Origin of the sequence: Paenibacillus sp. 4624 (assembly GCF_050435065.1) — a bacterium.
GTDB classification, from domain to species: domain Bacteria; phylum Bacillota; class Bacilli; order Paenibacillales; family Paenibacillaceae; genus Paenibacillus; species Paenibacillus amylolyticus_D.
On sequence record NZ_JBNDJR010000010.1, the window covers coordinates 159,822 to 180,408 of the forward strand.

Annotated in this window: 17 protein-coding genes and 5 tRNA genes; 13 read left to right on the forward strand and 9 right to left on the reverse strand. The window is 46.0% G+C overall.

Annotation, left to right across the window (positions count from 1 at the left end):
• Nucleotides 1-28: 28 nt before the first annotated feature.
• From ABIE27_RS21935 to ABIE27_RS21945, 3 genes are all read right to left on the reverse strand, one after another.
• On the reverse strand, nucleotides 29-2,263 hold the full coding sequence (locus ABIE27_RS21935; protein ID WP_429351470.1) for a serine hydrolase: 2,235 nt from the start codon (nucleotides 2,261-2,263) through the stop codon (nucleotides 29-31).
• A gap of 49 nt (nucleotides 2,264-2,312) precedes the next feature.
• Nucleotides 2,313-2,660 carry a DUF3169 family protein gene (locus tag ABIE27_RS21940; protein ID WP_161556869.1) on the reverse strand — a complete coding sequence of 116 codons (348 nt, stop codon included), beginning with the start codon at nucleotides 2,658-2,660 and terminating at the stop codon, nucleotides 2,313-2,315.
• 83 nt (nucleotides 2,661-2,743) lie between these two features.
• A complete protein-coding gene (locus ABIE27_RS21945; RefSeq protein WP_429351471.1) occupies nucleotides 2,744-4,264 on the reverse strand; it encodes a serine hydrolase in 1,521 nt (506 codons plus the stop codon).
• Nucleotides 4,265-4,567: 303 nt separating this feature from the next.
• Here ABIE27_RS21945 and ABIE27_RS21950 point away from each other — a divergent pair, with 303 nt between their 5' ends.
• The 6 genes from ABIE27_RS21950 to ABIE27_RS21975 all read left to right on the forward strand — a co-directional run bounded on the left by ABIE27_RS21950 (nucleotide 4,568) and on the right by ABIE27_RS21975 (nucleotide 13,411).
• Nucleotides 4,568-5,791: a DUF4367 domain-containing protein gene (locus ABIE27_RS21950; protein WP_123063285.1), complete on the forward strand. Its 1,224-nt coding sequence runs from the start codon at nucleotides 4,568-4,570 to the stop codon at nucleotides 5,789-5,791.
• Between the two features lie 380 nt (nucleotides 5,792-6,171).
• Nucleotides 6,172-7,359 carry an alanine racemase gene (gene alr / locus ABIE27_RS21955; RefSeq protein WP_123063286.1) on the forward strand — a complete coding sequence of 396 codons (1,188 nt, stop codon included), beginning with the start codon at nucleotides 6,172-6,174 and terminating at the stop codon, nucleotides 7,357-7,359.
• A 259-nt stretch (nucleotides 7,360-7,618) separates the two neighbouring features.
• Complete coding sequence (locus ABIE27_RS21960; protein ID WP_024630715.1) at nucleotides 7,619-7,900, forward strand: CopG family ribbon-helix-helix protein; 282 nt, start codon at nucleotides 7,619-7,621, stop codon at nucleotides 7,898-7,900.
• A 3-nt stretch (nucleotides 7,901-7,903) separates the two neighbouring features.
• On the forward strand, nucleotides 7,904-8,254 hold the full coding sequence (locus ABIE27_RS21965; RefSeq protein ID WP_024630714.1) for a type II toxin-antitoxin system PemK/MazF family toxin: 351 nt from the start codon (nucleotides 7,904-7,906) through the stop codon (nucleotides 8,252-8,254).
• A gap of 236 nt (nucleotides 8,255-8,490) precedes the next feature.
• Complete coding sequence (locus ABIE27_RS21970) at nucleotides 8,491-10,680, forward strand: alpha-galactosidase (RefSeq protein WP_123063287.1); 2,190 nt, start codon at nucleotides 8,491-8,493, stop codon at nucleotides 10,678-10,680.
• A gap of 517 nt (nucleotides 10,681-11,197) precedes the next feature.
• A complete protein-coding gene (locus ABIE27_RS21975) occupies nucleotides 11,198-13,411 on the forward strand; it encodes a Tex family protein (RefSeq protein WP_123063288.1) in 2,214 nt (737 codons plus the stop codon).
• 176 nt (nucleotides 13,412-13,587) lie between these two features.
• Here ABIE27_RS21975 and cmpA read toward each other — a convergent pair whose 3' ends face one another.
• A complete protein-coding gene (gene cmpA / locus ABIE27_RS21980) occupies nucleotides 13,588-13,731 on the reverse strand; it encodes a cortex morphogenetic protein CmpA (RefSeq protein WP_123063289.1) in 144 nt (47 codons plus the stop codon).
• A gap of 347 nt (nucleotides 13,732-14,078) precedes the next feature.
• Nucleotides 14,079-14,429, reverse strand: coding sequence for a hydrolase/acyltransferase (locus ABIE27_RS21985; protein ID WP_123063290.1), 351 nt, complete (start codon nucleotides 14,427-14,429; stop codon nucleotides 14,079-14,081).
• 119 nt (nucleotides 14,430-14,548) lie between these two features.
• Here ABIE27_RS21985 and ABIE27_RS21990 point away from each other — a divergent pair, with 119 nt between their 5' ends.
• The 3 genes from ABIE27_RS21990 to ABIE27_RS22000 all read left to right on the forward strand — a co-directional run bounded on the left by ABIE27_RS21990 (nucleotide 14,549) and on the right by ABIE27_RS22000 (nucleotide 15,275).
• Nucleotides 14,549-15,010, forward strand: a complete 462-nt coding sequence (locus ABIE27_RS21990; protein WP_154958617.1) for a SprT family protein — start codon at nucleotides 14,549-14,551, stop codon at nucleotides 15,008-15,010.
• A gap of 94 nt (nucleotides 15,011-15,104) precedes the next feature.
• Nucleotides 15,105-15,180: transfer RNA gene (locus ABIE27_RS21995), tRNA-Asn, on the forward strand.
• 6 nt (nucleotides 15,181-15,186) lie between these two features.
• Nucleotides 15,187-15,275, forward strand: a tRNA-Ser gene (locus ABIE27_RS22000).
• A 94-nt stretch (nucleotides 15,276-15,369) separates the two neighbouring features.
• Here ABIE27_RS22000 and ABIE27_RS22005 read toward each other — a convergent pair.
• Nucleotides 15,370-16,068, reverse strand: a complete 699-nt coding sequence (locus ABIE27_RS22005) for an ArsR/SmtB family transcription factor (protein ID WP_429351472.1) — start codon at nucleotides 16,066-16,068, stop codon at nucleotides 15,370-15,372.
• Nucleotides 16,069-16,199: 131 nt separating this feature from the next.
• Here ABIE27_RS22005 and ABIE27_RS22010 point away from each other — a divergent pair, with 131 nt between their 5' ends.
• The gene (locus tag ABIE27_RS22010) at nucleotides 16,200-16,796 is read left to right on the forward strand and encodes a flavin reductase family protein (protein WP_123063429.1); all 597 of its coding nucleotides are present in this window, start codon (nucleotides 16,200-16,202) and stop codon (nucleotides 16,794-16,796) included.
• A gap of 169 nt (nucleotides 16,797-16,965) precedes the next feature.
• Here the strand turns inward: ABIE27_RS22010 and ABIE27_RS22015 are convergent, their stop codons facing one another.
• The gene (locus ABIE27_RS22015) at nucleotides 16,966-17,859 is read right to left on the reverse strand and encodes a Cof-type HAD-IIB family hydrolase (protein WP_429351473.1); all 894 of its coding nucleotides are present in this window, start codon (nucleotides 17,857-17,859) and stop codon (nucleotides 16,966-16,968) included.
• 5 nt (nucleotides 17,860-17,864) lie between these two features.
• Nucleotides 17,865-18,641, reverse strand: a complete 777-nt coding sequence (locus ABIE27_RS22020) for a DeoR/GlpR family DNA-binding transcription regulator (RefSeq protein ID WP_123063293.1) — start codon at nucleotides 18,639-18,641, stop codon at nucleotides 17,865-17,867.
• A gap of 353 nt (nucleotides 18,642-18,994) precedes the next feature.
• Between ABIE27_RS22020 and ABIE27_RS22025 the strand changes: the two genes are divergently transcribed.
• From ABIE27_RS22025 to ABIE27_RS22035, 3 genes are all read left to right on the forward strand, one after another.
• Nucleotides 18,995-19,066 (forward strand) — tRNA-Glu (locus ABIE27_RS22025).
• A 119-nt stretch (nucleotides 19,067-19,185) separates the two neighbouring features.
• Nucleotides 19,186-19,261: transfer RNA gene (locus ABIE27_RS22030), tRNA-Lys, on the forward strand.
• Nucleotides 19,262-19,276: 15 nt separating this feature from the next.
• Nucleotides 19,277-19,359, forward strand: a tRNA-Leu gene (locus tag ABIE27_RS22035).
• A gap of 103 nt (nucleotides 19,360-19,462) precedes the next feature.
• Here ABIE27_RS22035 and ABIE27_RS22040 read toward each other — a convergent pair.
• Nucleotides 19,463-20,551, reverse strand: coding sequence for a hypothetical protein (locus ABIE27_RS22040; protein ID WP_429351474.1), 1,089 nt, complete (start codon nucleotides 20,549-20,551; stop codon nucleotides 19,463-19,465).
• Nucleotides 20,552-20,587 lie beyond the last annotated feature (36 nt).

A 20,587-nucleotide genomic window follows, 5' to 3' on the forward strand; every position in this document is an offset into this window, starting at 1 on the left:
CTTTTTGTTGTTAGCATTTATGGCATATCTATTGAACGGATGCTGCTGGAGGAGTGCTCTCTGTCGTTGGCATTGGTGTAGTCTCTGGCTTGCTCTCAGGCGCTTCAACTTCCTTAGCCGCTTCCTCCGCTGATGGCTGCTGTGGTTGCTCTGATTGCTGTGCGGCCATCAACTCAGCGACAATGCGATTGGTCGGCTGTGTTATTAACGCATACATGATAGCAGCCTGTTCCTGGCGAATGAGCGGTTTGCGGGAGAGGAAGTCCGCAGAACCGTCCTCCAGCATTTTAACCTCAGGGCCGTAGATACCCAGCTTCACCATCATTTGCACCGCAGGCACAGCCCAGGCATCTGTCTGGCCTGCAAGCTTAACATCTTTAAACAGTTCGCTCGGATATTGCAGTTGCATTGTTCTCCACATCATGACCGCTGCTTCCTGCCGAACGATGGCTTGATCCGGTTTGAACTGTTTCTCGTCGGAACCTGCGATCATTCCTATCTCATAACCAAGCTGGATATACCCGGCTGAGGTATGATTGGCCCAGTCGGTATCAGCAGGCGGAGTTGTTTTGCTAGGTTTGAGCCCGCTCAACTTCAGGATATCTTCGATAAATTCAGCTCGCGTTACAGTCGTTTTTGGTTGGAAGACTTGGTTAGCGCCATTCTCCAAATATCCGAGGGATTGCAGCCCATGAATCGCTTGAGCATAAGGACTGTTCTTCGGCACATCTCGGAAACCTACAGCTTTTTGTCCTTTTTTAGCATAACCAAATGGATTGAGATAAGGTTCTCTCATGTAAGTTGTACCGTCTTCGTATGTTTTAAAGGCTGTAAACTGTCCGGTTAATTCATCTTTGAACAGATTGTCTTCTAGTTGAATCAGCTTACGTTCGCCCAGGAACGGATCACTAATGCTCAACGAACTGGACGTTTCGCCGTCAGCTTGCAGTTTGCTGATGATTGTGCTGATACGAAGGTCAGCATACAATCCGTTAAAACGCTTCAGCTCTTCCGCAGATTGCGGTGTGTATTCCTTGAATTGTACGGGTTTAGCGTACTGCGGGAAGAAGTTTTGAATAAAGGCCGAGTAGAGCAGGCTGCGAAGAGCTCCATTCTGATTATAGGTCAAGAAGACGCCTGTGTTTTGCTCAGGAATAAAAAATAGATAAGAGCTGTAACCTGTCAGGTCGCCTGCTTTGGTAATTACTTTGGAACTACTCCCTGCCCCAGGGAGCTGAAATGGTGCTTCGAATCCGTAAGTGGTATCTGGCAGCAGCGGGTGAATGGAAGAGCGATACTGCTCCATACTTTTTACCGTTTCCGGTTGCAAAATCTGCTGGTTGTCTTTCTTGCCGTCATTCAGGAAAGCAATCATGAACTTACCGATGTCTTCGGCAGTAGACAGCATGCCGCCTTGAGGCAATGGATTTGGATCAATGAAGTACAGATCGACCGGCTTGTGTGCTGCATCATAACCAGTGGCAAGCTGTTTCTGGAATTTTTCATTTAGCATAAAACTGCTGTTGTTCATGCCTAAAGGCTTAAAGATATGCTCTTGCATGTACGTCTCAAACGGCTCGCCGCTGACATTTTCAACAATCAACCCGAGTAGCAAAAACGAGAAGTTATCATACATGTAGGCGCTACCAGGCTTTCGCACAACAGGAGGCATATGCTGCTCGGCGTAATCCTCCATCGTTATGTACTTGCCTTGGTCTGTGTGGATGTCTTCCGGCTGTGGATCACGAATCTCAAACCCGGTGGTGTGTGTCAATAGATGTTCTACGGTTACTGGCGCATCGAATGGATTCTCGAAGTGTAAACCCTTCACATAGGTCTGAAAATCAGCCTTCAGGTCGACCTTGCCTTGCTCCACAAGCTGCATGACCGCAGCGGCTGTGAAGGTTTTGGAGACAGAGGCGACACGAAAAGCGGTGTTTTTCGGATCGACAGGTGTTTTTTTGTCCAGATCGGCATGGCCGTAACCTTTTTCTGCAATAACTTGACCATCCTTCACAACGACAACAGATGCACCGACGTAATTTGGTTTAGTTTCAGGCGATGCGAAGAACTTATCCAGAAAAGCATTAGCCGATTCGGCATTCAGTGTTACAGGCTGTTTCGAGCCGTCAGAGACAGGGGCTGTTGCCCCGGTCTGAGCCTGAACCTGGGGAGCGCAGAGGCTGAGAGAAAGAACAAGTGCCATACATGCGCTGGTCAAGGCACTCCATTTGGACCGGGTATTTCGATTGAATAAATGCACATCATCACTCCTTTAGTCATTTTTACCAAAGTAGGTAGTTCACAGTGTATTACTGCTTCTGGGCCCGATAAGTTTCACGAAAATAAACGCCGATGTTGATGATCCAGATGACAGACACCAGTATGATCGGGAAAGCGGCAAAGGAAAACAAGATCGAATATACGACTAAAGCTGCCATGCCGACGCCAAGCAGGAGGTTCAACATCTGAAACGAGCGGTAGGCTGCGCGATACACGATCCATTTCTCGCCCTCATCCAGCTTTTCGAAGTGATTTTTTTGCATGTTGCGGGAGTTCAAGTCCAGTGCGCGATCAGGGAAGTAGCGATTGTAACGTTTGATCGTCACGTTCTGTAACACAACGACGACGATGATTACAGAGATGCAGGCGGCGACCAAATTTCCAAGCGTAAACAGATTTGTAGACTTGGGTAAGTCTCTGCTCGATGGAAGTAGGGACAGCTTGTCATTTCGTGTTTGGTTTATTTTTTTTCAGATTCAGGAAGTCTGGTGAATACAATCGGATTAGCATTCGGTTCTAATACGAAAGGGACGGAGACCGATGAAGCAACCTGCTCCTCGTTTACCTTGAATGTACAATCCAGATTCCAACCAAAATGGGCCAATGAGACGGAGAAACAATCCTTTCCGACATACTGCAGTGGCATATCAATGTCGTTCAGTCTCGTCTGTAAACCGTCATCGGTCTCATGTACAAGCAAATCCCCATAGCCTGGGTGGTTGTAGACTCCCGTATATACAGAGACCGGTCGATCAAGATGCTGAACAGATGGTGATTCCTCATGTTGATCTTTTTGTTGCTGTTGATCAACGTGTTCCTCAACTTCCGCATGTTCTCCTTGTCCCATGAGTCCCAAAAAAGTAGAAGTCCAGTCAGTGGGCTCCAATCCAAGTAGACGATCCATGATATAAAAGGCAACCGTATAGGGAATGACACTTCCGTTGGTATTACTCAAAACGACGATTCCAATCTCTTCATCCGGCAAGAGGGCAACCTGTGAGGCAAAACCATCGATAGCTCCGCCGTGATGAATCATCGAATGTCCGCGGTAAGGCTCAATAATCCAGCCGAGGCCGTATGCACTTATAGGCAACTCTTTGCTAAGGAATGGCGACTCACAAGCCATCTGTGGACTGTGCATCTCGGTCATCTGCTCTTTGGAAACGAGAGTTTTGCCTTTCCATATTCCTTGCTGTACCTGAAATTGAAGCCAGGCTGTCATATCCGTGAGGTTACTGTTGATTGACCCTGAAGGGCCAATGGCATTAACAGAGCGGAAAGGAATTCTCACCTTTTGCTCCCCTTGATTTGTGTAAGGGAAGGCGTAATTGGATTGTTGCTGCATTTTCTCCACGGAAAAGAGACTAGCATTCATCTCGAGCGGGTTAAACAATGTTTCTTGAACAACTTGCTCCCAAGATGTTCCTTTGAGATGACCAATCAGATAACCAGCAGCCATATAAACGATATTCTGATACTGCCATTTGTTACGGAAGTCTTGATTTGGTTCCAGATGACGTAAGTTAAAGACGAGTTCTTCCCTAGAACGTGGAGAGTTGTACCAGACCATTTCATGTCTGGGCAGACCTGAGCGATGACATAGCATGTCCCGGATGGTGAGGCGTTCCGTCGCAACGGAATCACACATTTTGAATTCTGGCAAATAGGTTTTGACTGGAACGTCCCAATCCAGTAGTCCCTCATCCACAAGTTGTGCCGCCGCTGCTGCTGTGAACGATTTGGTACTAGAGCCGATGGCGAATAACGTGTCTGGTGTGACCTCAAGTCCTGCCTCCAAATCGCGATAGCCGTATCCTTTATTCCAGACGACCTGATCCTTATGAACAATTGCGACTGCTGTACCTACGCCGTTCCATTGTTCAAGTTGGCTGGTGATGAATTCATCCAATCCCTGTAGTTTGGACTGAAGCGATGCAATTGCAGTAATCGTTGAAGTTGAAGTTGAATTTGAATTTGTCATGTAAGTCCCCTCCAAAACGCTTTGATATTCCAGAGATAATCGTTATCGGTTAATGAGATGATCTAGATGGATGAATGTAAAAAGCTGATTAATGATAGGTGCATTGGATTTTAGTATCCCTTATATGGATGGTATTGGCATCCTACTCGAGACTGATTTACTTTTCTAAAACAGTTTCATGCTATGCTTGTCAAACTAGTCCGCATATATCGAACAAGTCCCTCATAACATGTACTAATCAAGTAGGGGTTCTGCTGTACGCACAATCCTGAAGTGAAAACATGTGCTAAAGGGGATGATGTCATGCGCCGAATATCATGGATGCTTGCCATGGTATTGGTCTTATCGGCCTTACTTGCCGCCTGCGGGAAGAAGGATGCGGCAGCTGTGGTCAAAGATCTGAACGAAGTCGTTGGAGAGATGGAAAGTTATCAGGGAGCAGGCGTTATGACGTTGCATACCGGAGAAACACCGCAGCAGTACAAGGTCGAGGTATGGCATCAGAAGCCTTCGTATTACCGCATTGCGTTAACCAATGCCAAGAAGGATGTTACGCAAATCGTTCTTCGTAATGATGAAGGTGTGTTTGTACTCACGCCGAGTCAGAATAAAAGCTTCCGCTTCCAAAGTGACTGGCCAGATAACCAGGGTCAGGTTTACTTGTATGAAACGTTGATCCGAAGCATTACAGGGGATACAACCCGTCAGTTTGCAGATGAAAAGGAAAGTTATGTATTTGATGTTGCTGCCAACTACAATACACATGCTCTTGTAAGACAGAAAATCTGGCTGAACAAGAGTGATTACGCGCCAAAACAAGTGGAGGTATCCGACTCCAACGCCAATGTGGTGGTGGACGTGAAGTTTGACAGTTTCAAATTCGGAGCTGAATTTGGAAAAGATGCCTTTGACATGCAGCGGAACATGACGGCTGCAACCGAAGAAGGAAATAAGACAGGCACTGATGCTGGTGCGGCTCCAGCGGAGAAAACGGATGATGCAGGAGCACAGCAACCTGCCAATCCTCAGGCTGCGCCAGGCTCCGAGGGAACCGAGGGAGCTGTTGATGGGCAGACCGGTGTAAGTGAGGGCACAAATCAACAAGGAACACAAGGAGCAGAAGGTTCAGAAGGGGCAGCAAGTGGACAGGGCACCGAAGAACCTACCGCGGCTGAACCGCAAGAAGCAGACAGCTTTGGTGTCATTCAACCGACATATGCTCCGGAAGGTGTCAAGCTGAAGGATGATCAGATTCTGGAGGAATCCGGTGATTATTCCGTACTGCTGCGGTATGAGGGCACCTATAATTACACCATATTTGAAGCAAGACCTCAGGATCGTGCTGTATCCCTTGCCCCTTCCCGTCTGGTTGATCTTGGGTTTACAGCAGGTATGATTAGCGGAGATGCCTTGCAGACGCTGACCTGGACTTCTGATGGCGTGGAATACCGGATTACAAGCGCGGATCTGCCTGAGAATGAAATGGTACGTATAGCGACCTCCATGCAGGAAGAGTCAGGTAAATAAAACGAGAACGCATAGCTGTTCTATCCCAAGGAATGCTATAGAGCATCGGAGAATTCAATTCTCCGGTGCTTTATCTATTTTTACAGTGCAGAAGAACATGCCGAGTTCAGTCTAAAAATACAAAATACGCTTCTATGCGGAGAGAACCGGGTAATAAGCTGATGTAAGCAAGTTATATACAGCTGTATGTTGAAGACCCAAGCGGACTGGAATAACTGTGCTTATCGGCCGTCTTCTGCACTTGATTATGGTTCTCTGCAGGCTCCTACAGCATATGATGTGAGAAGCGAAATTTCTGCATATTTGACAGTGACATGCTGGAGCATTACGATGGAGTCTGACGTGAGCCGGATTAAGAAGATTAGAGAAGGTGACTTAACGTGCAAGGACAATATAGGCCGACCCAGGCGGAGATTAATCTGGACCATCTGCGAGGCAACGTAACCGCTTTTCGTGAGGTGTTGCCTCAGGGTACGAGATTTCTCGCTTGCGTAAAGGCTAACGCTTACGGGCATGGAGCAGTAGAGACAGCCAGAGAATTGGAACGAGTGGGCGTGGATTACTTAAGTGTAGCGTTTCTCGACGAAGCTCTTGAACTGCGTCTGCACGGCATTACAAGCCCGATTCTGGTATTGGGGTATACGCCGCCTGAAGGAGTCGCTGTAGCGTGGCAACATGATGTGACGATTACATTGTTTAGCAGAGAAGTGCTGGAGGCTATTAAACAGGTGAATCCAGGCACATTTGCAAATCAGTTGAAAGTTCACATCAAAATCGACAGTGGCATGGGCAGATTGGGTCTGTTACCTGGCAAAGAGGCCATTGACTTTATACAAGAGGTGTCCTCACTTAATCAGGTAATGCTGGAAGGCATGTTTACTCACTATGCCAAAGCAGATGAAAAAGACAAGACCTATACCCTGGAACAGTATCGACGGTTTCAGAGCGTTACAGAGACGCTTCGGAATCAGGGATGTGTCATCCCGATTATACATACGGCGAACAGTGCCGCTGCCATTGATACACCTGAATTATCCTATGATATGGTACGTGTGGGCATAAGTCTGTATGGATTGTATCCTTCGGTAGAGGTGAATCACCAGGTAGTGAAGCTGCTCCCGGTAATGACACTGAAGACAAAAGCGGTTCTGGTCAAAACACTGCCGTCCCATTGGGGAGTCAGTTATGGAACCCGTTATTTTACACAGGAAAATGAACGAATAGCGACCTTGCCTATCGGCTATGCAGACGGATTTTCAAGAATGCTGACAGGAAAAGCACAAGTGCTTGTACGTGGCCGCCGCGTTCCTGTCGTCGGTACGATCTGCATGGATCAGTGTATGGTGTCGCTACAATCTTTCGCAGAAGAAGCGGAAGCAATTCAAGCCGGCGAAGAGGTTGTTCTCATCGGTCACCAGTCCGGCGGTGTAATTACTGCTGGTGAGGTGGCAGACCAGCTCGGTACGATTCACTATGAAGTGATCTGCATGATGGCACATCGCATTCCTCGGGTCTATACCCGGGGGGGAGAGGTAGTCGCCAGAATCAATCCCCTTTTGACAACGTAATTCGCAAATTGGACACGATTCCCAGCAAAGTTTTTTTCAGAACAGAAGGAATACTGTCGCAGCATCTCGAAATATGTACGATGTCAGGAATTAAATCCTGAAATGTGATGTTTAGTCTGTACGAATAATGATTCCCGTGTTTATAATGGAGTACAGCATACTTGATATACGCGGGGCATATATATTCCTTTGTATAAAAGTTCTGGAAAAGCGTAATACTGGTTCACAATGGCGAAAGGTTTGTGGGGGTGGAAGAAAGGTGGCCAACTTGCAGAACACCAAGCGGATTATGATCAGTTTGCCTGATTATCTTTTGCAGGAAGTGGATGGCATCGTAGCGCTGGAGAATTCCAACCGCAGCGAATTGATTAGGCAAGCAATGAAGCTGTACTTGACGGAGCGGAAGAAACGTTACATCCGTGAATCAATGCAGCGTGGGTACATGGAGATGGCGAAGATTAACCTGACCATGGCATCCGAAGCCTTTCACGCGGAGGAAGATGCGGACAGCACTCTGGACCGCTTAGTTAGCGGGGTGTAGACAGTGATCGTAAAACGTGGTGACGTTTTTTTTGCGGATCTTTCTCCCGTTGTCGGTTCTGAGCAAGGTGGCGTCAGGCCGGTTCTGGTCATCCAGAACGATATCGGCAACCGGTTCAGTCCAACTTGTATCGTGGCGGCTATTACCGCCCAGATTCAGAAGGCAAAGCTGCCGACGCACGTCGAGATTGATGCGGCGGCGCATGGCTTTGACCGGGACTCGGTAATTTTGCTCGAACAGATTCGGACGATTGATAAGCAGAGGCTGACCGACAAGATTACGCATTTGGACGAGGAGACCATGAAACTGGTCAACGAGGCCTTGCAGATCAGCCTGGGCTTAATCGATTTTTAAGGCTACAGAACGGTAGTTTATTCGTTGATGTGCCTGTCCGTTGACAACGGATGTTCCTGGAAGGGAACACACAATTTCAGAATGTTACCTTAAGAGCGTACGATACCTATATGGGTGTTGTGCGCTCTTTTGGCTAAGACTTGGTGAAAGCGTAGAACAATGCTGATCTTTTCGTTATAATGGAACCTGAGAAACCGTTTACCCGAAAGACCTATATAGATAGATGGAGGAGACATATGAGCATTTACATCAATCAGGAGAAACTTCAGTTTCATTTACAGACCCGCGAGGCGAGCTACGTATTTCAGGTATTGCCTTCGGGATATTTGGTGCATTTGTATTATGGCAAAAAACTGCGTGATACCGACCTGAGCTGGCTTCATGTTCGGACGGAAAGAGCATCCTTTAGTCCAAATCCGGTGCCGGAGGATCGTACGATTTCGTTTGACACCCTGCCAGTGGAACTGCCGGTCTACGGAACGAGTGATTTCCGCAACCCGGCCATCCAACTGGAGCTGGAGAACGGCTCAACGGTATCCGAGTTTATGTATACTGGCCATCGTTTGGTCAAGGGAAAAGAGGCGTTAACGGGACTCCCGGCAACGTATGTTGAATCTGAGGATGAAGCGGATACGCTCATTATTGAAATGCAAGATCAGGTGTCAGGCGTAAAAATTGAGTTAACGTATACCGCGTTCACTGCCTTTAACGCCATTACACGCTCGATGCGTATCGTGAATGAGAGCGCTAACGTAGTGAATGTACTGCGCGCACTCAGCTCTTCTGTAGACCTGCCACATGCAGATTATGAATTGCTGCAGCTGTCGGGTGCATGGACTCGTGAACGGGATATTGTTCGTCGTCCGCTCGCTTCCGGATTGCAAGGGATCGAGAGCCGCCGTGGCTCCAGCAGTCACCAGCAAAATCCGTTCATTGCCCTGATGACACCGGGAACGGATGAAGATCAAGGCGAAGTGTATGGATTCAGTTTAGTATATAGCGGCAGCTTTACTGCACAGGCAGAAGTGGATCAGTTCTATACCACTCGTGTATCTGTTGGTATCAATCCGTTTGAGTTCAGCTGGAAGCTTGAACCGCAGGAGTCGTTCCAGACACCTGAGACCGTTATGGTCTACTCAGCTGCGGGTCTGGATGGCATGTCTCAATCCTACCATGAGTTATACCGGGAACGTCTGGCACGTGGACAATTCCGTAATGCTGAGCGTCCTGTGCTGGTGAACAACTGGGAAGCAACGTATTTTGGCTTTAATGCCGATAAGATTGAGCAGATCGCACGTGCAGGGCAGAAGCTGGGCATTGAGTTGTTTGTGCTTGATGACGGCTGGTTTGGTCATCGGGACAGTGATAATTCATCGTTGGGCGACTGGATTGTGGACAAAAACAAGCTTCCGCAGGGACTGGATGACTTGGCTAACCGTGTCACAGGTCTGGACATGCAGTTTGGACTGTGGTTCGAGCCAGAGATGATCTCCCCGGACAGTGAACTGTATCGTAAGCATCCGGACTGGTGTCTGCATGTGCCGGATCGCCGCCGTACCGAAGGGAGACAACAACTTGTGCTGGACTTCTCCCGTCAGGATGTGCGTGACGAGATCGTTCGGATGTTGTCCGATGTTCTAAGCTCTGCACCGATCACTTATGTGAAGTGGGACATGAATCGGAACATGACAGAGGTCGGCTCTGCATTGCTTCCGGCGGACAGACAGCGCGAAACGGCGCACCGTTATATGCTGGGACTGTACGAAGTAATGGAGCGTATTGTTACCTCCTTCCCGCATATTCTGTTTGAAAGCTGCTCTGGCGGAGGCGGACGTTTTGACCCGGGAATGCTGTATTACATGCCACAAGCATGGACCAGCGATAACACGGATGCGATCTCCCGTTTGCGGATTCAATATGGTACAAGCCTTGTATATCCTGTAAGTTCCATGGGTTCACACATTTCGGCTGTGCCAAATCATCAGGTTAATCGCATCACTTCTCTGGAGATTCGCGGTCATGTTGCGATGTCGGGCAACTTCGGATATGAGCTGGATCTGACGAAGTTTACAGACGAAGAGAATGCAATTGTAAAAGCACAGGTTGAACTATACAAGGAAATCCGCAGTACAGTACAATACGGTACTTTCCGTCGCCTGCTCAGTCCGTTTGAAGGCAATGAAACGGCATGGATGTTCATTGCACCAGATGGCAGTGAAGTGATTGTATTCTACTTCCGTGTACTCTCTGAACCGAATGCACCGCTTCAACGCCTGAAGCTGAAAGGGCTTGATCCAAATGCGGATTATCGCCTGAAAGGCGGCTCAGAGACGTTTACAGGCGACGCCTTGATGTATGGGGGTATTGCTGTAGGTAGTGAGTCTGGAGACTACCTGAGCGAAATGTTCCGGTTTGAGCGGGTCTAAATCAGTTGAACTAGAGATTTTACACAGTCCACTCCGATGACAGAATAACCTTCCATTCGCTGTTATCCCCAGATTTTTTTGATTCCCTTTTCTAAAGTGAAAAATCCGGTGATAAGCATATGCTTCCGATGTAGCTTTCCTTCAGAAAGCTTTTAGGCGAGCGCTTTGCTATTCCAGGTTTTTTCTGTTCTCTCCGTTAACGTGTAAAAGAAACTTTCAACTGATTTAGATGAATTGGTTATTTTTAAAGAAGACCCGAGGATGTCATGGTGACGTTCCCGGTCTTTTTTTTCGTCCAACGGGGAAGGATGTTTAGGAGTGCAATAACGCAAGTGACAGACGTGCCATAGGAATGATAGAAATCTCAACGTGATTTTGTGATAATATAGAGTAGAGTGTTATTTAAAGCTTGAGAAGTTTGAGATCAACTTCGGATGATCGACCATACTGTTATTATGCAGCACAGCTGCCCTGAAATGAGTATTATGAACGATTCAGGAAGGAAAGAGGGATTTATTTGTCTGAACAGGAAACGGTTCTGGAACCCAATGAAGAAACATTAAAGGCGGAACGCCAAGAACGAATCATCAAACAGGTAGCCAAGGAACTGTCACTGTCCTTGAAGCAGATTCGCACCACATCGGAGCTTCTGGACGAAGGCAATACGATTCCATTTATCGCCCGCTACCGTAAAGAAATGACTGGAGAACTGGATGAGAACCAGCTGCGGCAGATTGAAGAACGTCTGGTGTATTTGCGCAATCTGGAAGACCGTAAACTGGAAGTTATCCGTATTATAGAGGAACAGGGCAAGCTGACCAAAGAGTTGCAGAAATCCATTACGCAAGCTGTCAAGCTGCAGGAAGTAGAGGATCTGTACCGTCCTTATCGTCAGAAACGGAAGACGCGTGCTAGTGTAGCCAAGGAAAAAGGCCTGGAGCCGCTCGCCGTATGGATCTGGGAACAGCCGAAACAAGGAGATGCACTTCAGGAGTCTGCGCGTTATATCAATGCAGAACTCGGGGTAGAGGATGCAGAGTCAGCTCTTCAAGGGGCTAAGGATATTCTCGCTGAAAATATTGCCGATGATGCAGCTATTCGTGCCTGGATTCGCAGATATACACTGGATCACGGCATGCTGACTTCAGAAGCCAAGGATACGGAGCAAGAGTCCGTATACGAGAATTATTACAGTTATCGCGAATTAGCCAAAAAGATGCCGCCGCACCGCATTCTTGCGATTAACCGCGGAGAACGTGAAGGCATTCTCAAGGTTGGACTGGACGTGCAAGCCGAACCGGCTCATCGCCATATGGAAAGCCAAATCATTCGTGGTGCTTCTGTGGTGCAAGATATTTTGCGTGCCGTTATTGAAGATGCGTACAAACGGTTGATTGCTCCGTCCATTGAACGCGAAGTGCGTGCCGAGTTGACGGAAAAAGGAGAAAATCAGGCGATTTCGGTATTCTCCGCGAATCTTCGTAACCTGCTTTTACAGCCTCCGATTCATGGAAAACGCGTATTGGGTGTCGATCCGGCCTACCGGACAGGCTGTAAACTGGCGGTTGTCGACGATACAGGGAAGTTGCTCGAAGTAGCTGTAACTTACCCGACACCTCCTCATAACAAGAAGCGTGAAGCAGCGGAAGTGTTCCACCGGATGATCAAGCAGTATGATATCGGACTGATCGTTATTGGTAACGGGACAGGTTCGCGCGAAACAGAGCAGTTTGTAGCCGAGATCATTCAGGAGAATGGTGACGAGAGCCTGGTTTACCTGATTGTGAACGAGGCTGGTGCAAGTGTGTACTCTGCATCCAAGCTTGCTCAGGAGGAGTTCCCGGATCTGGATGTTGCCGAGCGCAGCGCTGCTTCTATTGCTCGCCGGGTGCAAGACCCGCTGGCTGAACTCGTTAAAATTGATCCAAAAGCGATTGGTGTCGGCCAATACCAGCATGATGTATCCCAGAAGGTTCTGGAAGAGAGCTTGAAGGCTGTCGTAGAATCTGCAGTTAACCATGTTGGCGTGGATGTTAATACGGCTTCACCTTCCTTGTTGTCATATGTTGCCGGTGTTAATGCAACCATTGCCAAAAACATCGTTAAATATCGCGAAGAGAACGGTCGTTTCACGAGCCGTCGCCAGTTGCAAAAAGTGCCACGTTTAGGTGCTAAAACGTATGAACAATGCGTAGGCTTTATGCGTATCTCGGAAGGGGAAAATCCACTGGATCGTACGCCAATCCACCCTGAATCGTATAAGGTAGTTGATCTGCTCTTCAAAGAGCTTCAGGTCGAGTTGGACAAACTCGGAAGCAAAGAACTGTCTGTCCTTCTATCCGAACAGCAGACAGAACAGTTGGCCGTTAAACTGAATGTCGGGGTGCCTACACTGCGTGACATTTTGGACAGTTTACAGCGCCCGGGTCGTGACCCTCGTGAAGAGATGCCGCTGCCGATTTTCCGCACCGATGTACTCAAGATTGAAGATCTGGTGGAAGGTATGGAATTGCAAGGTACCGTTCGCAACGTCATTGACTTTGGTGCCTTCGTTGACATCGGCATCAAGAGTGATGGGCTTGTCCATATCTCTCAACTGAGTAACGGGTACGTTAAACATCCGATGGATGTTGTTTCCGTTGGGGATAATGTGACCGTCTGGGTGATGAATGTGGATACGAAAAAAGGTCGTGTTGGCCTGACGATGAAAAAACCTGCATCTGCAAATTAATTATGAATTATCGTTCTGGCATCATGATGTGATGTCAAAGTCAGCATACGTCCGCAAAAGTATATGCGTGTAAACGTATAAGGGGACAGCCTTCCCGCATGGGGAAGGCTGTTTGCTGTTAAGTATTATCCTTTTTCGTGCAATGGTATGGATTGGGATGGTTTGGTTTACAAGGCTTAAATTTCGTTCTCCATGTTGCGCTGTGAACCGCTGGCAGGTTTGTTGCGATAGAAGTACCAGCATTCGTTCAGCAACTTGATTTGACGACTGTCCTTTTTGTGGAACGCTCGCATGAGTTGGTTGCAGAGCCATTGAGGCAAAGGAATCTCCTCCTTTTGCTAATTCATCTGTACGTTAGCATATGTGGCAATAGCCTGGACTGTGCGAGATAACTCCATGTCAATTGAAAATTGAAAATGATCATAATCTGTTGAACCGGAACGAATCGCATCCTTTTGGCGACAAACTAAGGTTGCTGGGCTGAAGTGATGTCGTTAGTGCGGTGGGCCAAGCTCAAAAAAACAAGGATGAAAAAACAAGAAAAAAGCACATTCCCCGGTGCGGGAAGTGCGCCTTTTGCATTGTAATGAATTTTGCCTATCAAAAGAGAAGAACTACAATATTGCGGTAGATTTTTAAAACGAAGTCATCTCCCTATGAAGGAGAACTACTCCATCTCTTCTTCATACCATTGTTCCAATTGGGCCTGTAGTGCCCGGATCTCGGTAAGCAGGGAAATCAAAGGATAATTGCTTTCACGCAGAGCGGCAAAACGAGCTTCAAGGGCATTGATATAATCAAGGCCGCCAATGATGGACAAGTTTTCGTTTAACAGATCGAGATGATCACATTCGGCAATAGCCCAGGGTAGAACGGGTACATCTGTTGCCGTGAGTTTGTCGATTTCCTTGTGCAGACGCAGATTAAGAGCGCTGAGCTGATAAGCATAGTCCGCGGGCATTTCAACAAACTGCAATTGTTGTTCCTGCTGCAGGATGACGTAGCGCATTGTAGGCATAACGAGTATTAATCTCCCCTCATACATTCTACTTGACAGTGTAGCCTACGAAACGGTTAAAATTCAAGTATTGTACAGGAAAAACAGTGTGCTCGAGCGGGTGGAGAGAGAGGAGAATGATGGAAAATAAGGAATTGCAACAATGGATCGAGCAGATTTCTCTGGAGCATTTCGGAGTTCCGTTTACTCATGAAGCAATATTTAACCGTCGTCTGACGACAACAGGTGGGCGATATATGCTCAAAAGCCATCGGATCGAGATAAATCCACATCAGTTAGAAGTCTACGGAAAAGACGAGGTTGAGAAAATTATCAAACATGAATTATGCCACTATCATCTGCATATTCGAGGGCGGGGATACCAGCATAGAGATCCGGAATTCAAGGCGCTTTTGCAAAAAGTGGGTGGCTCAAGGTTCTGTCAGTCTCTCCCCGGAGACAAGGGCAGAAAACCGCTGCCGTATCGGTACAAGCTGGTCTGCAAGAGCTGCGGGATGGAATATTTGCGTAAACGGAAAATAGATCCCAAGCGTTATCGCTGCGGTCGTTGTTCTGGCAAACTTACACTTCAAACCATCTGATGTACACTATGAATAATCTGTTGTAGAAAGTGAGTCAAAGGCAGGTTGACTTGAATTATTAATCATGATAAATTAATGTTATTCAAGTTAATTTTCCCTGATAGCTCAGTTGGTAGAGCACTCGACTGTTAATCGAGTTGTCACAGGTTCGAGTCCTGTTCGGGGAGCCATTTCTTGGAGAGATACCCAAGTGGCTATAAGGGGACCCTCTGCTAAGGGGTTAGACTGCGTAAGCGGTGCGAGGGTTCGAATCCCTCTCTCTCCGTTCTGAATATACTTTACATTTTTAATCCTCTTTACGTGAATGAGTAAACTCTTCATGTAAAGAGGATTTTTTGGTTTTTTAGCATCTGAGCCGTTTACAGGGAAATCCCCAAAAGCTCGTACAAACCTGATTTTCCAGCCTCGGTCACTTCAACAGAGCGACTTCCTGTTTTTTGACGAATCCAATCCAGTTCAAGTAATCGGTGAACGAGCTGCTCACCAAGCAAGCCGGACAGGTGATGACGGCGTTCGCTCCAGTCCAGACATTTACGAGCGATGGCCCGGCGTGATCCTGGCTTCAATTGTAGCTTAATTCCAAATGAGCTAAACCACTGCAATCCTTTTTCCGTAATTAGATAATCCTTGTCTTGCACTTCTTTGTGTTCAACCAGATAACCTCTTTTGAGCAATGCTTCGCAGAGTAAAACCCCGAGTTTCCCGGCTAGATGACCGTAACAGGTGCGAGCATAACTTAATTGTTGCAGTTGATTGGATTGCTTCAATGAGCGAATCTGTGCAGGTGGAGCGATGCTGGCCATTTTCTCAATCAGATCCGCAATGTCCTCGTTCGCGAGACGATAATACCGATGACGACCTTGCTGTTCTACTTCCAATAGTCCTCCCTTTACAAGTTTAGCAAGGTGATTACTTGCGGTCTGTGGACTGACCGCGGCCATATAGGCCAGCTCGCCGGCAGGTAGAGCCCTTCCATCCAGCAAAGCGGAGAGAAATATAGAACGGCTTGTATCAGCAATAAGTGAGGCGATAACAGTGATATTCGGATATGCATTCATACTTCGATGATAATTGAAATAATGCTGTATTACAATTGGCTATGAATTCATTATCTGAACAGGAGAGGTATAAGGTGAGCAACGATATGAAGCAACAGTATAGCACAAAACAAACGACCCAATCGGCTCAGATGAATCAGCACGAGATTATCAACCCCAGTATTTTATACTATGGCACCCCTGTTATCATCCTTAGTACTTTAAACGAAGATGGGTCTACGAATCTTTCCCCATTATCGTCTTCTTGGGCGCTGGGGGATTGTCTGGTGCTAGGGATAGGTACACAGGGCAAGGCTTATGAGAATCTCTGTCATCATCCTGAATGTGTTATTAATCTGCCGGATGACTCGATGTGGGGAAAAGTTGAAGCGCTGGGGCGGTTGACGGGAAGCTCTCCCGTGCCAGAAGTTAAAGAACAAATGGGATATACGTTTTGCCAAGATAAATTTAGGACAGTAGGTCTGACGTCTCAAAGTTCAGTTCAAGTAGCGCCAGATAAAATAGCTGAATGTCCGCTTCAGATTGAAGCGGCTGTACAATATATACGTATCCCGGAGCATACGCCGAATATGGCGATTGTAGAAGTGAAAGCGGTGAAGGTGCATGCACATTCTCATTTGATATCAGATAGCAATAAGATTGATCCGAAGCAATGGCATCCGTTGATTTATAATTTCAGGCATTATTACGGACTTGGGGAGAGACAAGGGGAGAATTTTCGGGCATAGAAATAAATGGCTGATGAGATCGAGTAAGAGGCCAAATAAGAGGTCGAGTGAGAATTACACTCCTTGGCATGTTGCGGAACCAAAAAAACAAGCACAGGCTGCTCGGTTAAGGAGACTGCTGTGCTTGTTTTCACTTCACTAATGTCATTAACCTTTCATTGGCCTTGTATTAGCCCTCCGAGACAATCGTTTCTTCTGGAGCGATCGGTTTGCCTTCTAACAGGCTATGAATCGCATGAGCGACGCCATGCTCCACATTGGTCCGTGTAATCGTTTTAGCCAACGCACGAATTTCGGGTTCGGCATTGCCCATTGCGATACCTAGCCCAGCCATTTGCAACATGGAAACATCATTAAAGTTATCTCCGATAGCGGCTGTGTCTTTCATCGAAATGTTCAAATGCTCCGCCAGTTTGGAGAGGGCATTGCCTTTGGATACATCCGGGTGCTGCATTTCAAAATTATGCTCAAAGGAGACAACCATTGCAACATCGGTTCTGGAAGAGAAGTATTCTCGTCCGAGTTGCACTTTTTCAGGATTCATCGAGAAGGCCATAATATTGTAAATGCATGCTTCTGCCGGAATTTCAAGGTGGCTGTTCACACGATGATAGTCTTTTTTAGTGTAATGTTTCTTGATTGAATGGATCATCCGCTCGATATCTTCACCGGGTTTTGAACCTAGGACACGTTCGAGCTCGGCGAGCATCGTTTCATGCGTACTGATTGCAGCGAAGATGCCCATCTGAGTTGAAGCTTCATAATAGATATGCTGATCTTCCAGCCATTGCATGACAGAAGCGGCTGTTTCGCGTTCCAAAGGGAGGTGGAATAAGCGTTCTCCATTCTCATCATGAATGGTCGCGCCGTTGGAACCGATAATTGGTGTTTTGATTCCCCCTTGGCGGCTGATCGCCACAACATCTGAATATACGCGTCCGGTCGCTATGGTGACTTTCATGCCAGCCTGTTGCGCCTTCTGGATGGCATCGGCGTTCTCGCGGCTAATTTGGCTGTCTCGATTCAACAATGTTCCATCTAGATCGGTAGCAAATAATTTCATATCTTTTACAACTCCTTATCTTGTGTAGGTTCGGGGATTAAAATCTCAACCTTTTGCTCGTTTAAAAAATCTAGCCATTCCTGATCCGGCCATTGATCTGTAATTAATACATCTACCAGTGACCAATCTGCAAAACGATAACCGTAACGTTTGCCCATCTTGGAATGATCGGCGAGCACAATGACCTTTTTGGCGGATTTCATCATCTGATGTTTGATCTTGCCTTCTTCTTCGGAAGCACTGAATCCATCCATCGTAAAACCACCAATGCCAATAAAGGCTTTATCCACATAGTAGTGGGAGAGTGTCTCAATAACAGGTGTTCCATAGACATAACGCTGTTCCTTATCTAATCGGCCCCCGAGCAGTCGAATCTGGACAGCTGTGTGTTTGGAGAGCGAATCAGCAGAATGGATGGAATTTGTAATAACAGTACAGGATTTACCGTTCAAATTCTCTGCGCAGGATTGAACGGTTGTGGAGGAATCCAAAATGATCGTTTCTCCTGAACGAACCAGAGCCGCGGCCAGTTTGCCAATGGCCCGTTTTTCTTCAGATACATACTTCAGCCGATCTTGATACGACTTGAACTCTTGTGGGGGAGAGGGGAGGATTGCACCGCCGCGTGTGCGAATAATGGCTTCCTGTTCTTCAAGTTTAATCAGATCCCGGCGTGCTGTATCTCGTGAGACATCAAATAAAGATACAATCTCTTCTGCCGAGATACGATGATGTTTGCGCAGGTGCTCTATGATGAGTTGCATGCGTTCTTCTTGAAACAAACGTAAAGCCTCCTTATATTCATGGATGACCGTGCGTTGTACTATAGTTTAATTATAAGTAATTATAATGTGATCTGCAATATTTTAAGGGAGAATAAGTTTTTGTAAGTTTTTTGATCATTAATTTACAAAATTAAAGTACAGTCATGACACGAATATGATTTTGGATTTAAAGAGTAAAGTTTAAATTAAGAAGAGAGATAAGCAGACAAGATGTAGACTGATCGGATAAAAAATGACCTGTAAATACAAGCGAAAATTTGGATTTTAAAAGAAAATAAAAAAAGTATTGCACTATTCTATTTTTCTGTGGTATACTCATTCTTGTCGCCAAGAAGACAAGATGTTTATAAGGCCCGTTGGTCAAGGGGTTAAGACACCTCCCTTTCACGGAGGTAACAGGGGTTCGAATCCCCTACGGGTCATAGTATTACCTCATTCTTCACCGTTAAGAGATTCGCCTTTGAGAAGGATTTCTTTGAAAGTCACTGCTCTGTAACATCCGATAGGAAGCATGGCATAACATCAGGTGAAGTTACATTGAGAGCCATTAGCTCAGTTGGTAGAGCACCTGACTTTTAATCAGGGTGTCGAAGGTTCGAGTCCTTCATGGCTCACCATTTACAATTTTATATGCGGTCGTGGTGGAATGGCAGACACGCTATCTTGAGGGGGTAGTGGGTGTATACCCGTGGAGGTTCGAGTCCTCTCGACCGCATCAGATTAAAAAAGCAAAAACTCTGGGTGCCCAGGGTTTTTGCTTTTTTTTATGTAAGTCAAAGTGGTTTATCAAATAAATAATTTATGGACAATTTTGTAGCCTAGATTCTATTTAAGGTGTCTATATTTTTTTCGATGGATTGAAAAAACTGATCCTCTGCAAGAAGTGCGTTGTTCATCCGTTCTTCGAACGAATGAGAGAGTGTAAAATTTTTTGTTAAATATTGTTTGGTTAAGTATTTTCTCAAGAGATCCCATTGTTTGATGGCTTGTTGTGTAGTTTGAATAATTTCATTCAATGTATTGGAGTTTGTGGATGAACTTAGCAGCGATATTAGTACTTTTTTTCTGTCCGAGTGTCGATTCAAAATTGTGTGAAGCAGAGAATAGGCATCATGTATGCGGTTAGGTATCTTTCTGTTAAGGGGGATGAGCCCGCTAGCCAATAGGTTGTTCAATTCCAAAATCGCTGATCTTCCGAAACATTCGATATATCCATCAACAATTGAGTCGGGCTTATAATAATTTTCCAGTGTTTGCTTAAAAATCTTGGGTACTCTATCGGGTAAATCATGGAGCTCGTCTTGATTAGGGTGTATCGTAAAACAGTTGAATTGGTGATTAAAAGCATTCATAAATGAATGTTTAGTATCTTGGCCAATGCCTTTGTTGACGAGGTAGGGTTTAAAGAATTGTGGATTATAGTTTATGTGATTATCTAAAAAATAAAAGTCTGTATCGGTTTGTCCCAGAATTAAGAATATATGTCCGTCAATAGCAGCTTCTGTTTCATAAGCTGAATTTAATTCATATGTTTTGTAATAGGGGACTTTCTTCATGAAAGTGTTAACAAACACAACCTCGCCGTTAGCCAGAAGGGTCTCTAATTTATCGATGGCGGATGGAGCATCATTGTTAAAGGTATGTTGGTTTGATTTAATTACATAATCTTCTGGAGATTTGATGTTGTTTAATTTAACGTCCAAAGGGTAATTCGCGAGGTCTTTAACGATCTTAAGATTAAAATCATCGAGAAACATTTTATAAGAAAGATTTGAATTTTTTAATTCTTTCTTTAACATGAAGAAAATATTACGAGTATAACAGTCTCCAAGTGCCTGTACTTCAGAATTCGGTTCTCCTTGAGGGGTATAGTAATAATCCATCTCTAATGGATGAAGCGCTCCCATATTGTGCCCTCCCAAAATGATATTTTAGTTTATGAT